The sequence below is a fragment of the Streptomyces spinosisporus genome, from assembly GCF_022698145.1.
GTDB classification, from domain to species: Bacteria; Actinomycetota; Actinomycetes; order Streptomycetales; family Streptomycetaceae; genus Streptomyces; species Streptomyces spinosisporus.
In genome coordinates this window covers 316,571-330,705 of record NZ_JALDAX010000003.1, presented here as the reverse complement: position 1 = coordinate 330,705, position 14,135 = coordinate 316,571, and the positions used below count along the sequence as shown (strand labels likewise).

Below are 14,135 nucleotides of genomic sequence, written 5' to 3'. Positions count from 1 at the left end.
TTTGTCGCAAAGACGATAGTGCGCAGGGGGGTCGGTTGCCTCTGCTGGACGCGAGATGGCTCACAACGAAAGCGGGTGGGAACGGCTCGCGGCCGGGCGGACGGCGCTGTACACACGCCCTTTAGGTGCGCTGTGCAACGACCTGCGTGCGATCCGTTAGGGGGCGAGGGCCCTTATGGTCGCTTTTCGGCCCCCGTCACCGTCGCCGGACGGGCCGCGCCCCTGTCCCCGTCGAAAGGTAGGCGAGCGAGCTCTTGGCGACAGCCACCGTCAGCGCCCCTCCCGTACGCATCGCCCCCGATGCCACCACCACCGACTCAGCCCTGGTCCGCCGCGCCGTGAAGGCCGCCGCGCTGGGCAACGCGATGGAGTGGTTCGACTTCGGCGTCTACAGCTACATCGCGGTGACCCTGGGCAAGGTCTTCTTTCCGTCCGGCAACCCCACCGCGCAGCTGCTGTCCACATTCGGCGCCTTCGCGGCGGCCTTCCTGGTCCGCCCGCTCGGCGGCATGGTCTTCGGTCCGCTCGGCGACCGGATCGGCCGGCAGAAGGTGCTCGCGGTGACCATGATCATGATGGCTGCGGGTACGTTCGCGATCGGCCTGATCCCGTCGTACGCCACCATCGGCGTCGGCGCCCCGGTGCTGCTGCTCGTGGCGCGGCTCGTGCAGGGCTTCTCCACCGGCGGCGAGTACGCGGGCGCGTCCACCTTCATCGCCGAGTACGCGCCCGACAAGCGGCGCGGGTTCCTCGGCAGCTGGCTGGAGTTCGGCACGCTGGCCGGGTACATCGGCGGCGCGGGTCTGGTCACGCTGATGACGGCGCTGCTGTCGAGTGACGACCTGGTGTCGTGGGGCTGGCGGATCCCGTTCCTGATCGCGGGCCCGATGGGCATCATCGGCCTGTATCTGCGGATGCGCCTGGAGGAGACGCCGGCGTTCGCGGCCGAGGTCGAGAAGGCGGAGGCCGTCCGGCCGAAGGTGCCGCTGCGGGAGATGATCACCGGTCAGTGGCGGGCGCTGCTGCTCTGCGTCGGCCTGGTGCTGGTCTTCAACGTCACCGACTACATGCTGCTGTCGTACATGCCGAGCTATCTCACCAGCGAGCTGCACTACGACGAGACGCACGGCCTGCTCGTCGTCCTCGGCGTGATGGCGCTGATGATGATCGTCCAGCCCTTCGCGGGCGCCCTGACCGACCGGGTCGGCCGCCGTCCCGTGATCGCCGCGGGCTGCGCGGGCTTCCTGCTCCTGTCCGTCCCGGCGATCCTCCTGATCCGCCAGGGCAGCCTGGCCGCCGTCGCCCTCGGCATGGCCGCCCTGGGCCTGCTCCTGGTCTGCTTCACCGCCGCCATGCCCTCCGCCCTGCCGGCCCTCTTCCCCACCCGGGTCCGCTACGGCTCCCTGTCCATCGGCTTCAACGTGTCGGTCTCGCTGTTCGGGGGCACGACCCCGCTGGTCGTCACAGCCCTCATCGGCGCCACCGGCAACATGATGATGCCCGCGTACTACATGATGGCGGCGGCCGTGATCGGCGGAGTCGCGGTCTGGTTCATGGCGGAGTCCGCCGGGCGACCGTTGCCGGGGTCGGCGCCGTCGGTGGAGGCGTAGGCGACCGCGCGAGCACGCCCCCCGGAACCACCCCGGCCCCCGTAGCGTCCCAAGGCTCGTTCACGGGGTTACGGAGGCTTGAGGGATGGGTCGTTTCCTGCGGAAATGGGTGCGCGGGCGGGTGCTGGTGGTCGTTCTGGCACTGCTGGGGATCCAGTTGGGGTCGCTGATCGCGCCGGCCTACGCGTGTGGCTGCGGGGCCATGATTCCGGGGGCGCGCGAGAACGTGGGCGTGGGCCGCGAGGAGTCCGTCGTGCGGTGGGACGGGCGGCGGGAGCAGGTCGTGATGAGTCTGACCGTCGACGGGGACGCCGAGAAGGCTGCGTGGATCATGCCGGTGCCGCATCGGGCCACGGTCAAGCTCGGTGACCCCGAGTTGTTCACCCAGCTCAGGGCCGCCACCGCCCCGGTGCACCGCGACCGCTATCACTTCTGGCCCGACGACGGCGACTGGCCGTTCGCGGCCGACGACAGCGCCGCCGCCACACCCCCGGGCGCCGGCGCGCCACGAGGCGTGGGCGTGGTCGGCCGGCAGAAGCTCGGCCCCTTCGACGTGGCACGCCTGACCGCCACCGACCCGGCCGCCCTGGACGACTGGCTGCACGACAACGGCTTCGTCATGCCCCCGCGCCTCCAGGACGCCCTGCAGCCGTACGTCAGCAAGCACTGGGAGTACGTCGCCGTCCGGCTCGCCCCCGACACCGCGGGCGCCCCCCTGAACGGCACCCTCGACCCCCTCCACCTCACCTTCGCGTCCGCCCGCCCCGTCTACCCGATGCGCCTGTCGCGCCTGGCCCGCACCCCGCAGTCGCTCGGCCTCTACGTCCTCGCCGCGCACCGCATGCAGACCCGCTCGGCGATCGGCGGCGAGCGCCCCCGCGTCACCTACGCCGGACGCGTCGACACGTCCCGGGGCCCGCTGGCCGACCTCGCCAAGGGCGCGCCGTATCTCACCGCCATCGGCCAGGAGTTCCCCGTGCCCTCGTCGATCTCCGGCGACCACGAACTGCGCCGGGCCCCCTCCGACGCCCCGTACCAGCAGGTCGTCTACGAGGACCACCTGCGCACGGTGGCCGGGATCCCCGCCTGGCTGCTCACGGTCGTGGGCACCCTCGCGCTGCTCGTGACGGCCGTGGTCCTGTTCGCCGTACGGCGCTCCCGAAGCCCGGAACCGGCGCATACTGGAGTTCGTTAGGCGAGCTAGTTAGAAGCCGTAACGAGCCGAGCCGTACGAAAGGCGCAGGTGAATGAGCGAGTCGCAGCTCTGGGACGACGTGGACGACTACTTCACCACCCAGCTCTCGCCGAACGACGAGGCCCTCGACGCGGCCGTCCGCGAGAGCGAGGCCGCCGGACTGCCGCGGGTCGCGGTCACCGCGCCCCAGGGCAAGTTCCTGCAGCTGCTCGCCCAGATCCAGGGCGCCCGCACCATCCTGGAGATCGGCACCCTCGGCGGCTACAGCACCATCTGGATGGCCCGCGCCCTCCCGACGAGCGGCCGCCTGATCTCGCTGGAGTACAGCGCCCGGCACGCCGAGGTCGCCACCCGCAACATCGCCCGCGCGGGCCTGGAGCGGATCGCCGAGGTGCGGGTGGGGCCCGCGCTGGAGTCGCTGCCCAAGCTGGCCGACGAGAACCCGGCCCCCTTCGACCTGGTCTTCATCGACGCCGACAAGGGCAACAACCCGCAGTACGTGGAGTGGGCGCTCAGGCTCACCCGCTCGGGCAGCCTGATCGTCGTCGACAACGTCGTACGGCAGGGCCGGGTCACCGACGCGGACAGCACCGACCCGGACGTCGTGGGCAGCCGCGCCGCCATCGAACTGATCGCCCGCCACCCGAGGTTGACGGGCACCGCGCTCCAGACCGTGGGCAGCAAGGGCCACGACGGCTTCGCGCTCGCGCGCGTGCTCTAGCCCGTACGGACCCGGAGCGCGGCCGAGTTCCCGGGGGCCGCGCTAGAACTCGTGGTAGAAGCCGATGTTGACGCTGCGCGGGGCCGTGCGGTCCTGGACGACGATCTCGCCGTTGCCGCCCCGGGGCAGCGCCACGGTCCCGCCGTAGACGAGCGGCTGCGCGTACTCCCCGACGACGAGCCGGACTTCGGAGGACGGGTCGGCCTGCGAGCCGCGCAGCCAAGTGACCTGCCAGGCACCCTCCGGGCCGCACTGGAACTCCAGGTGGACGCGCGAGACGAATAGCCAGTCGTCGGGCGTCGCCAGACGGCACACCGTCTTGTCCCGGCCCACCCGCAGCACGGCGCCGGGCTCGCTCGGCGCGTCGGCCAACATCATGCCGGCCGTGGCTCCTTCTTCGCCGGAGACGGTGGCCATGGTCAGTTCGAGCACGCGCTGCTCCTCATGAAGTGTCCTTACACAGCGGCCGCATACTAAATCGCCCGACCACACCGCGTCCGGCACAATGAAGTCATGACCGAGCGAAAGCCACCTGGCGTCTCGTTCGAGAGCTGGGTCGACAAGCAGATCCGGGACGCCGAGCGGCGCGGGGAGTTCGCCGAGATCTCCGGCGCGGGCAAGCCGCTGCCCGCCGACACGTCGTACGACGAACTGTGGTGGATCAAGGGCAAGATGGCCCGCGAGGGCCTCTCGGTCCTGCCTCCGACCCTGGCGCTGCGCAAAGAGGCCGAGGACGCACTCGCAGCAGCCTACGAGGCGCCCTCGGAGCGGATCGTGCGAAAGATCATCGACGACGTCAACGTCAAGATCCGCGAGATGATGTTCAAGCCGCCGCCCGGACCTCCGCTCGGCAAGAAGCCGTACGACGTCGAGGAGGTCGTCCGGGAATGGCACAGGCGCCGGACGGCAGCGGCCGGTTCATCCGCGTAGCAGGCGTTCCGCCAGTTCCCGGTAGTCCCGCAGGGCCAGCCGGAGTTGCTCGGTGTCGGGGTGCGTGGCCTTGGCCGCCCCGGTGTCCTTGCCGTCGTGCGCGCCCTGTCCGTCGTGCCAGGACGTGCGCAGGGTGCGGCGGCGCCGGGTCAGTGCCTCGGTGAAGCGGCCGGCGATCTCCTCCACCACGTGGTCGGCCTCCTCGACGGCCGCCTTCGGGCTGTCGACGAACCCCGCCACGGCGTTGCGGAGCCGCAGTTCGAGCTTGTCGCACTCGTCGTGGGGCAGCAGGCCGCCGGTGCTGTGGCCAGTGGGGCTCTTGTGCTCGGCGGTGCCGGTGTGGTCCGTACGGCCCGTGGGGTCGGTGAGGTCCTCCGTGCTCCTGGGGGCGGTGCCCGGGGCCGGGGCCTCGGGGTCGGCCGCCTCGTGCGGCGTCGGCGCCACCAGCCTGTCGTGGCCCGGCGCGGTCTCGCGTCCCGCGGTCTCCCGTCCGGCGGTCTCGCGTCCCGCGGTCTCGTCGGCGCCGTGGCCGGTGCCCTCGGTCGGCGTCGGTGCCACCAACCTGTCGTGACCCTGCGGGGTCCCGCGGCCCGCGGCCTCGTTCGCGCCGGGGCCGGTCGTTGCGTCCGTCATCGCTCAACTCCCCTTCGCATGGCGTCGGTCGAAGGCCCACGGCAGGGGGCTGCGGCCTTCGCCGTGACTCTTCTTCGTACGGTCCGTGGTGCGCGCGTGCGCCCGGTCGGCCGGGGCGGTCTCGTCGGTCCCGGTCCTGTGCGCCTTGTCGTCGTGGCGGTCGTGGGCCGTCAGGTCCTCGAAGAGGGCGCGGGCCTCGACCATGGCCTCGCGCATCTCCTCCGTGTCGGCCCGGGCGCCGTCCTGCCCGCTCGCACTCGCGCGTGCGACGCGGTGGACGTGCCGGTAGCCGTGCACATGGTGCGCGTGGTGGACGGAGAGCGCGGCGAGCTGCTCCTCGTACTGGCCGCCGTCCGGGAAGCCGCGCTCGGCGGCCAGTTCGGACAGCAGCCGGTCCGCCTCGGCGACCGCCTCGTGCGGTGCGTCGACGAACCGCTCCTGCGCCGCGGTCCAGCGGGCGGTGAACTGCTCGCGCCGGTCCGCCTCCAGCGGCCGCATACGCAGCGCACCGTGCCGCTCCACGCGCTCGGCGAGCTCGCGCTCGGTGGCCTTGGTGTCGCCGTCGTGGCGGGCCAGGGTGCGGTCGTACTCGGGACCGAAGCGCCGCTTCAGGTCCCGGCCGCCGCGCGGGCCCCGGTTGCGCAGGGCCAGAACGGCCGCGACAACCACCACGGCCGCCACGATCACGATCAGGGCGATGATCAAGCCTGTGGACATGGGTGCCTTCCGATGGGTCTGCTGGGTCGGCTGGGCCGGCCCAACGGGCCGGTTCTTCGTCCGGGTTGCCCGCAGGACCCCCCTCAAACGGCGCCCGTCGGTCCCCGCATATTCGGTTGCGGGCGGTGGGCGGCGCCTTACGACAATGTCCGCCATGACCTGGACCGTCGCCCCCGAGCCCTACGACTCCCCCGTCGCCGCCGCGCTGTGGCGGGCGTACTACACCGAGGTCAGCGACCGCTGGTATCTGCTGCACGAGCGGCGGCGCACCGACCCGGACGAGCTGGAGCGCGAGATCGCCGCCCACTCCGGCTCCGAACTCGCCCCGCCCACCGGGCAGTTGCTCGTCGCACGGCACGAGGGCGAGCCGGCCGGCTGTGCGGGCGTACGGCTGCTGGACGCGACGACCGCCGAGCTGACCCGGGTGTTCGTGCGCGAGGAGCTACGCGGCCGCGGCGCCGCCCCACTCCTGGTACACGCCGCCGAGGACGCCGCCCGAGCCCTGGGCGCCCACCAGATCATCCTCGACACCCGCAGCGACCTCATCGAAGCCCGCACCCTGTACGCACGCCTCGGCTACCAGGAAGGCGCACCCCACAACGACGACACCTACGCCGACCACTGGTACCGCAAGAACCTCACTGAGCCGCCTCGCTCCTCATGCGCCACATCCACGCCGACCACTGCACCCGCGAAAAACCTCACCGAACCCGCTGCACCGCCCCCTGGTGAGGCTGCTCGCGGTCCGAGCCGCACAGTTCGTCGTTGAGTTCGTGGATCAGTTGGGCGAGGTCGGTGGGGCGGTCGGGGCCCCACCAGTCGCCGAGGAGTTCCGCCAGCGACTCCTCGCGCGCCCGCGACAGGCGCTCGGCGACCTCGCGGCCCTGTGCGGTCAGGACGAGGTCCAGCCCCTCTCGGGTGGCCAGCCGGCGCTCCTCGACCTGGCGGGCGGCCTCGATGACGACCTGCAGCGGCAGCGAACTGCGCTCGGCGAGCAGGGCCGGCTCGACCCAGCCGTACTTCTTGATCCGCAGCAGCAGCCAGCTCGACGCGGGCAGCAGGTCGTAGCCGGCCCGCGCGGTGATCTTGCGATAGATCTCGCGCCGGCCCTCCCGGGTGCCGAGCACGGACAGCGCGCGGCACACCTCGTCGTAGGAGGAGCGCTCGACCGGGTTGCTGGCGAGGGTCTCCGTGACGTCGGGCGCGGTGACCGAGGCGCGCAGCTTGTCCTCCTTGAGGAACCAGGCGAGCACGAAGCCGAGCAGGGCGACGGGGGCGGCGTACAGGAAGACGTCGGTGATGGACGACGCGTACGCGTGCAGGGCGTCCGGGCGCAGGGCGGGCGGCAGCGAGCCGATGCCGCGCGGGTCGGACTTCAGCGAGTCCGCGGTGACACCGGGCGGGAGCCGCCTGCCGCTGAAGGCGTCCGCCAGCCGGTCGGTGAGCCGGCTCGCGAAGACCGTGCCGAAGACGGCGACGCCGAACGAGGCGCCGATCGAGCGGAAAAAGGTCGCGCCCGAGGTGGCGACGCCGAGGTCCTCGTAGGAGACCGCGTTCTGCACGATCAGCACCAGCACCTGCATGACCAGGCCGAGTCCGAGGCCGAAGACGAAGAAGTCCACGCTCATCACGGCGGTGGAGCTGTTCTCGTCGAGCCGGTGCAGCAGGAGCAGTCCGAGGGCGGTGATCGCGGTGCCCGCGATCGGGAACACCTTCCAGCGACCGGTGCGGCTGACGATCTGCCCGGACCCGGTGGAGGACAGCAGCATGCCGAACACCATCGGCAGCATGTGCACCCCGGACATCGTCGGCGTCACGCCCTGGACGACCTGGAGGAACGTCGGCAGATAGGTCATCGCGCCGAACATCGCGAAGCCGATGATGAAGCTGATGACGGCGGAGAGCGTGAAGGTGCGGATACGGAACAGCTTGAGCGGCAGCACCGGTTCGGCCGCCCTCCGCTCCACGGCCACGAACGCCACGGCCAGCACGACGCCGAGGACGATCAGCCCGATGATCTGCGCCGAGCCCCAGCCCCAGGTCGTACCGCCGAGCGAGGCCACCAGGATCAGACAGGTGGCGACCGAGGCGATGAGGAAGGTGCCGAGGTAGTCGATGACGTGGCGGGTGGACTTGCGGGGGATGTGCAGCGCGGTCGCGATCACGGCGAGCGCGATGACGCCCACGGGCAGGTTGACGTAGAACACCCAGCGCCAGCTGAGGTGTTCGGTGAACAGGCCGCCCAGCAGCGGGCCCAGCACGCTCGTCGCGCCGAAGACGGCCCCGAACAGCCCCTGGTAGCGGCCGCGTTCACGCGGTGCGACGACATCCCCGACGATCGCCATCGACAGCACGATCAGCCCGCCGCCGCCCAGGCCCTGTACGGCCCGGAAGGCGATCAACTGGGGCATGTTCTGCGCCATTCCGCACAGCGCCGAGCCGATCAGGAAGAGCACGATCGCGGTCTGGTACAGCTTCTTGCGTCCGTACTGGTCACCGAGTTTGCCCCACAGCGGCGTCGCGGCCGTCGAGGCGAGCAGGTAGGCGGTGACCACCCACGACAGATGCTCCAGACCGCCGAGATCGCTGACGATGGTGGGCAGCGCGGTCGCCACGATGGTCTGGTCGAGGGCGGCCAGCAGCAGCCCCAGCAGCAGCGCGCCGATCGAGACGAGCACGTTCCCGGACACGTGCTGCTGGGCTGAGCTGCCCCGCTGCGGGGGCTCTTCGGGTGGCTGCGCGTCTCGCACATTTCCCGTCATACCGTGCGCATCCCCGGCCATCCAGACCTCCCGAGGCTCCGGTTACACGTCCATGGTGATCGGTGTGACCAGTTATGGCCTGTTGAGTCCTGCTGGAAGCCGATATTCCGGGGCCGCGGCAACGGCCCGACCATGATCTGGATAACCTCTGGAGTTCGCGAGGGAAGCGTGAAGGGAGGGACGAACACGTGACAGACCCCACAGGTCACCAGTGCCCGGAGTGCGGAGCACCCAGAGACAGCGACAACACCCCGTCGTGTGGCTGCACCCGGCGGGCCGCCGACGCACTGCGCGACGCCCGTACGGCCGAGCAGGCGGCGGCAGAGGATTTCGATCCGCTGCGCATACGCCCTTATGTCGAACTGGAGCACGACGGCACCGCTCACGCCGACCCCCCTCCGCCGCCCGCCGAGGCGACGATGCCCCTGCGCGCGATACCCCCCACGCCCCCGGACACCGCCGACCTGAGCCTGTTCGAGGCCACGCCCCCCAAGGACGCCCCCGACGACGAGCACGACAGCACACCCCGACCCCGCGGCCGCCGCCGCACCGTGCTGCTCGGCGCGGGCGGCGCCGTCGTCGCCGTGATGACGGCGGCCGGTCTGGCGAGCGGACTGTTCTCCTACGACAAGCCCTCGCGCGACGGCGCCCTCCCCGACGACATACGAGCGAGCGTGCCGGACGACGCATCGACGACAGCGGAGTCCGCCCCGTCACCGGAGGCCGCACAGTCGCGCCGGCCATCCGCACCGCCCCCACCGACCCGGTCCGGCAGCGCGCCCCCGTCGCTCACGGCCTCCCCCACCCCCAGCACCTCGACAAGCCCCACCCGGACCCCGTCCGCATCGGCCACCCCCACCTCCCCGACGGCCACCGCGACCCGCAGCCCGGAAACCTCCGACAGAAGCGCCGACCGACCCCCCGTCCTTCACCGCGACTCCCAGGGCCCAGAGGTCACAGAACTGGAACTCCGCCTCACCCAACTCGGCCTCTACACCCGCAAACCCCGCGGCACCTACGACCGCTGGGTCGAGGACGCGGTCAGCCGCTACCAATGGGCGCGGGGAATCGACGGCGACGAACGCGGGGTGTACGGCAGGGAGACCAGACAGAGGCTGGAGTCGGAGACACGGGAGCCATAAGTTGATGAGCCTGTCCGACGTTTGAGGACGAGACCCTTCAGGGCCGAAGGGGGGTCTGGGGGCACAGCCCCCAGCACCACAGCAACCCCTGACTCACGGAAACCCTCAACTCACGGAAACCCTCAACTCACGGAAACCCGAATAACCCCGCCGCCAACACCTTCGACCCGCACCCGAGTCAAATCCCCCACCACCACATCGGGCTCATGCAGATCCGCCCGCCCCCCAACCCCCACCACCCGCATCCCAGCGGAGCGCCCCGCCTGGATACCGGCAGCCGAGTCCTCGAAGACGATGCAGTCGGCCGGCTCGACGCCCAGTTCGGCGGCCCCCTTGAGGAACCCCTCGGGGTCCGGCTTGCTGGCGCCGACCGACTCAGCGGTCACGCGCACGTCGGGCAGCCGGAGACCGGCAGCCGCCATCCGGGCCGTGGCGAGGGCCTCGTCGGCCGAGGTCACCAGGGCGTGCGGGAGGCCGCGCAGGGAGGCGAGGAACTCGGGGGCACCGGGGATCGCCACGACACCGTCCGTGTCGGCGGTCTCCTCGGCGAGCATGCGCGCGTTGTCGGCGAGGTTGTGCTCCACGGGGCGGTCGGGCAGCAGCAGCGCCATGGAGGCGTAGCCCTGGCGCCCGTGCACCACCTTCAGGACCTCGCCCGCGTCGAGGCCGTGCCGCTCGGCCCAGCGCCGCCAGATGCGCTCGACGACGGCGTCGGAGTTCACGAGGGTGCCGTCCATGTCGAGCAGGAGGGCGCGGGCGGTCAGGACGGTGGGCACGGTGGTGACCGTCATCGGCAGCTCCAAGCGCGAGGAGTGGGGCGGTTACGGGCCGCGGGGTGGGCGCCGTAGGACAAAACGGCCCCGCCCGCCGGTCAGGGAAAACGGGCGGGAGCCACTTTGTTCATCCACGGTACAAAATCGGGCCGGGATGCGCCACCGACTCCCGGAACAGTTCACGCGCCGTTCAGCTCAGCCGGCCACGGCTTCCCACAGGCTCCACACGCCGAGCGCGATCATCAGCAGCGCCGCGACCTTGGTGATGAGCGCCAGCGGCACCCGCTTCATCAGCGCCTTTCCGCCGACGATGCCGAGCCCGGCCACCGCCCACAGGGCCAGCACGGCACCGAGGCCGACGGAGAGCGGGTCGTCGTAGCGGGCCGCGAGGTTGGCCGTCATGATCTGCGTCAGATCACCGAACTCGGCGACCAGGATGAGCATGAACCCGGCGCTCGCCACCTTCCAGAAGGACTGGTTCTCGGGTTTGCGGATCTCCTCGTCGTCCTCGTCCTTCTTCATCAGCAGCACCGCGGCACCACCGAGGAAGAGCACACCCGTCAGCGCGTGCACGATCTGCTGCGGCAGCAGGGTGAGCACGCTGCCGGCCGCGACGGCGAGCACGACATGGAGCGCGAAGGCCGCGGCGACACCGGCGAAGACGTACGAGGCGCGATAGCGGGTGCCGAGGACGAGTCCGGCGAGCGCGGTCTTGTCCGGCAGCTCGGCCAGGAAGACGACGCCGAACACGAGCGCCGTGACGGTAATGCTGATCAAAAGCCCTCAATCGGTCGGGGCTGCCCCACCGAGAGTGTTCCTGCTGCACGACACCTCGGCACGGCAGCACACACGGATGCGCACTGCTCTGCCGAAGGTCTCGCTGGCCGACCCCGTGATCCGGGCCTGCCTCCGGGCGCCGGCTCAGACGAGCTGAGCAGTGTGTCGACGGTCCGGCGAAGAGCTACTCCCCTTCTGCGCCGTCCATCGTACGCGAAGGAAGTTCGGCCATAAACCTTGTCGTGTCATGTGCACGTCACTAACTTCTTACCGCACACACACTCTCCCGCAACGCGGCGACGCGAGCATTCCCCCGCCCGCCCGCCAAGCCCCCACACCCTCAAGGGAGTTCGCATGTCGAAGCTCTACGCGCGTCGACGGCTCAGCATACTCGCCGCGCTCACCGCGGTCGTGGCCTCGGTCGGACTCTTCAACGGTCCGACCGCCTCCGCCGCCCTCCCCACCCCGGTGAGCGCCGCCACCGCCCGCACCTACCTCGCGTCCCTCACCGTGGCCACCGAGAACCGCACCGGCTACGACCGCGACCTGTTCCCGACCTGGGACACCATCGAGGGCACCTGCAACACCCGCGAGTACATCCTCAAGCGCGACGGTACGAACGTCACCACCGACTCCGCCTGCACCGCCACCAGCGGCAGCTGGTACTCCCCCTACGACGGTGCGACCTGGAGCGCCGCCTCCGACGTCGACATCGACCACCTGGTCCCGCTCGCCGAGGCCTGGGACTCCGGCGCGAGCAAGTGGACGACCGCCCAGCGCGAGGCCCTCGCCAACGACGTCACCCGCCCGCAGCTGCTCGCCGTCACCGACAACGTCAACCAGTCCAAGGGCGACCAGGACCCGGCCACCTGGATGCCCTCGCGGACCGCGTACCGCTGCACCTACGTCCGCGCCTGGGTACAGGTGAAGCACTACTACAACCTCTCGGTCGACTCCGCCGAGAAGTCGGCGCTGACGAACTACCTGTCCTCCTGCTGACGGTCCCCTGCTGATCGTTACGCACGGAACCTCCCCGCGCTCCTCCGTCGTTCCGTACCGTACGGGGCGACGGAGGAGAGTGATCACGTGGCCGAACTGCGCCTGGGACCGCTGCTGAGGTACGCCGACGGCTCGTCCGCGACCGTATGGGTCGAGGCGAGCCGCCCGTGCACCGCCGAGGTGCGCTGTGCGGACGGGACCCGCGGCGAGTCCCGCACCTTCCAGGTCGCGGGCCATCACTACGCCCTGGTGGCGGTCACCGGACTGCCGCCCGGGACCAGCACGCCGTACGAGGTGTTCCTCGACGGCACACAGGTGTGGCCGCTGCCCGACTCCCCCTTCCCGCCCTCCGTCATCAAGACCTCCCTGGAGGACGACGACCTGCGCGTCTCCTTCGGCTCCTGCCGCTGGGCCGCCCCGGCCGCCGACGCCCACGACCCCGTCGGCCCCGACGCCCTGGACACCCTCGCCGCACGCATCGCTGCCCACCCGGACGGCGAACGGCCGGACGTACTGCTGCTGTTGGGCGACCAGGTCTACGCCGACGAGACCTCCGAGGCGACCCGCACCTGGCTGGCCGCACGCCGCGATCTGAACGACCCGCCGGGCAGCGAGGTGGCGGACTACGAGGAGTACACCCGGCTCTACTACGAATCCTGGCTCGACCCCGAGATCCGCTGGCTGCTGTCCACCGTGCCGAGCTGCATGATCTTCGACGACCACGACGTCATCGACGACTGGAACACCTCCACCGCCTGGCTGGAGGACATGCGGGCCACCGCCTGGTGGCGCGAGCGGCTGCTGAGCGGCCTGATGTCGTACTGGGTCTACCAGCACCTCGGCAATCTCTCGCCGGCCGAAATCGCCGACGACCCGCTGTACGCGGCGGTGCGCGAGGCCCCCGACGCCACCGACGAACTGCGCGCCTTCGCCTGCGCGGCGGACGCCGACGCCGCCGCCGTGCGCTGGAGCTACCGGCGCGACTTCGGCCGCACACGGCTGCTGATGGTGGACTCGCGCGCGGCCCGCGTCCTCGACGAGAAGAACCGCTCCATGCTCGACCCCGGCGAGGCCGAGTGGCTGCGCGAGCAGGTCCTCGACACGCCCGGGTCCTACGACCACCTGCTGATCGGCACCTCCCTGCCGTGGCTGCTGCCGCACCTGGTGCACGACGCCGAGGCATGGGACGCCGCCCTGTGCCGCGGGGAGCGCGGCGCGCGCTGGGCGCGGTTCGGGGAGAAGCTGCGGCGGGCGGCCGACCTGGAGCACTGGGCGGCCTTCCCCTCCTCCTTCACGGCGCTGGCCGACCTGATCGCCACGGCCGGCTCGGGGCCGGAGGCGCCGGCCACCGTGCTGGTCCTGTCGGGAGACGTCCATCACGCGTACGTGGCCGAGCCGTCCTGGCAGGACGGCGCCCCGGACGCCCGTGTGCTGCAACTGACCTGCTCCCCCGTGCACAACTCCGTGCCCCGGTACATGCGCTTCGGGTTCCGCTTCGGCTGGAGCGCGGTGGCCCGCGGCCTCGGCCGGCGCCTCGCCCGGCACGGCCGGTGCGACAAGCCGCCGGTGTCGTGGCGCAGGACGGGCGGCCCCTGGTTCGGCAACCAGCTCATGACGCTCACCCTGCGCGGGCGCTCGGCACGACTGCGGCTGGAGCAGGCACGGCCGGACAACGTGCTGAAGACGGTGACGGAGTCCACGCTCAGCCGCACCTGACGCCGGACGCGTGACGGGTGAACGAACTGTGCCGATCACACGCGCACCCCCTGAAACTCCTGTCACACTCCAGGCGTACGCTGTATGGCTGTTATGGCCGCCCCTGCCGCTCCCTCGCGACATCGCGGCACGGTTGGGTCAACGGGGGAGTCACGGGGAG

13 protein-coding genes and 1 pseudogene are annotated in these 14,135 nt (G+C 71.2%); 8 read left to right on the top strand and 6 right to left on the bottom strand.

Features of this window, described 5'->3' with window-relative positions:
* Nucleotides 1-254: 254 nt before the first annotated feature.
* From proP to MQN93_RS09690, 3 genes are all read left to right on the top strand, one after another.
* Nucleotides 255-1,610, top strand: a complete 1,356-nt coding sequence (gene proP, locus MQN93_RS09700; protein ID WP_242709122.1) for a glycine betaine/L-proline transporter ProP — start codon at nucleotides 255-257, stop codon at nucleotides 1,608-1,610.
* A gap of 85 nt (nucleotides 1,611-1,695) precedes the next feature.
* Nucleotides 1,696-2,805, top strand: coding sequence for a DUF2330 domain-containing protein (locus MQN93_RS09695; RefSeq protein ID WP_242709121.1), 1,110 nt, complete (start codon nucleotides 1,696-1,698; stop codon nucleotides 2,803-2,805).
* A 52-nt stretch (nucleotides 2,806-2,857) separates the two neighbouring features.
* On the top strand, nucleotides 2,858-3,526 hold the full coding sequence (locus MQN93_RS09690; protein WP_242709120.1) for an O-methyltransferase: 669 nt from the start codon (nucleotides 2,858-2,860) through the stop codon (nucleotides 3,524-3,526).
* A 42-nt stretch (nucleotides 3,527-3,568) separates the two neighbouring features.
* Here MQN93_RS09690 and MQN93_RS09685 read toward each other — a convergent pair whose 3' ends face one another.
* A complete protein-coding gene (locus MQN93_RS09685) occupies nucleotides 3,569-3,958 on the bottom strand; it encodes an FHA domain-containing protein (RefSeq protein WP_016435529.1) in 390 nt (129 codons plus the stop codon).
* An 81-nt stretch (nucleotides 3,959-4,039) separates the two neighbouring features.
* Between MQN93_RS09685 and MQN93_RS09680 the strand changes: the two genes are divergently transcribed.
* Entirely contained in the window at nucleotides 4,040-4,456 is a 417-nt protein-coding gene (locus tag MQN93_RS09680; protein WP_242709119.1) for a DnaJ family domain-containing protein, read from the top strand.
* Here MQN93_RS09680 and MQN93_RS09675 read toward each other — a convergent pair.
* Both MQN93_RS09675 and MQN93_RS09670 read right to left on the bottom strand, forming a co-directional pair.
* Complete coding sequence (locus MQN93_RS09675) at nucleotides 4,445-5,089, bottom strand: hypothetical protein (protein WP_242709118.1); 645 nt, start codon at nucleotides 5,087-5,089, stop codon at nucleotides 4,445-4,447. The two genes, MQN93_RS09680 and MQN93_RS09675, sit on opposite strands and share 12 nt — an antisense overlap.
* Before the next feature lie 3 nt (nucleotides 5,090-5,092).
* Nucleotides 5,093-5,806, bottom strand: a complete 714-nt coding sequence (locus tag MQN93_RS09670) for a hypothetical protein (protein ID WP_242709117.1) — start codon at nucleotides 5,804-5,806, stop codon at nucleotides 5,093-5,095.
* Between the two features lie 154 nt (nucleotides 5,807-5,960).
* Between MQN93_RS09670 and MQN93_RS09665 the strand changes: the two are divergent.
* Nucleotides 5,961-6,446 (top strand): annotated as a pseudogene (locus MQN93_RS09665) (GNAT family N-acetyltransferase); the annotation flags it as partial.
* Between the two features lie 61 nt (nucleotides 6,447-6,507).
* Here MQN93_RS09665 and MQN93_RS09660 read toward each other — a convergent pair.
* Nucleotides 6,508-8,589 (bottom strand): MDR family MFS transporter, encoded by a 2,082-nt coding sequence (locus tag MQN93_RS09660; protein WP_242709116.1) that lies wholly within the window; start codon nucleotides 8,587-8,589, stop codon nucleotides 6,508-6,510.
* A 167-nt stretch (nucleotides 8,590-8,756) separates the two neighbouring features.
* On the opposite strand from MQN93_RS09660, the gene MQN93_RS09655 reads away from it, so the two are divergent.
* Entirely contained in the window at nucleotides 8,757-9,710 is a 954-nt protein-coding gene (locus tag MQN93_RS09655) for a peptidoglycan-binding domain-containing protein (RefSeq protein ID WP_242709115.1), read from the top strand.
* A gap of 122 nt (nucleotides 9,711-9,832) precedes the next feature.
* Here the strand turns inward: MQN93_RS09655 and MQN93_RS09650 are convergent, their stop codons facing one another.
* Entirely contained in the window at nucleotides 9,833-10,501 is a 669-nt protein-coding gene (locus MQN93_RS09650) for an HAD-IA family hydrolase (protein ID WP_242709114.1), read from the bottom strand.
* A 177-nt stretch (nucleotides 10,502-10,678) separates the two neighbouring features.
* Nucleotides 10,679-11,260, bottom strand: a complete 582-nt coding sequence (locus MQN93_RS09645) for a TMEM165/GDT1 family protein (protein ID WP_016435521.1) — start codon at nucleotides 11,258-11,260, stop codon at nucleotides 10,679-10,681.
* 354 nt (nucleotides 11,261-11,614) lie between these two features.
* On the opposite strand from MQN93_RS09645, the gene MQN93_RS09640 reads away from it, so the two are divergent.
* Together MQN93_RS09640 and MQN93_RS09635 are read left to right on the top strand one after the other, a co-directional pair.
* Nucleotides 11,615-12,259, top strand: a complete 645-nt coding sequence (locus MQN93_RS09640) for an HNH endonuclease family protein (protein ID WP_016435520.1) — start codon at nucleotides 11,615-11,617, stop codon at nucleotides 12,257-12,259.
* An 87-nt stretch (nucleotides 12,260-12,346) separates the two neighbouring features.
* Nucleotides 12,347-13,975 carry an alkaline phosphatase D family protein gene (locus tag MQN93_RS09635; RefSeq protein WP_242709113.1) on the top strand — a complete coding sequence of 543 codons (1,629 nt, stop codon included), beginning with the start codon at nucleotides 12,347-12,349 and terminating at the stop codon, nucleotides 13,973-13,975.
* Nucleotides 13,976-14,135: the final 160 nt, after the last annotated feature.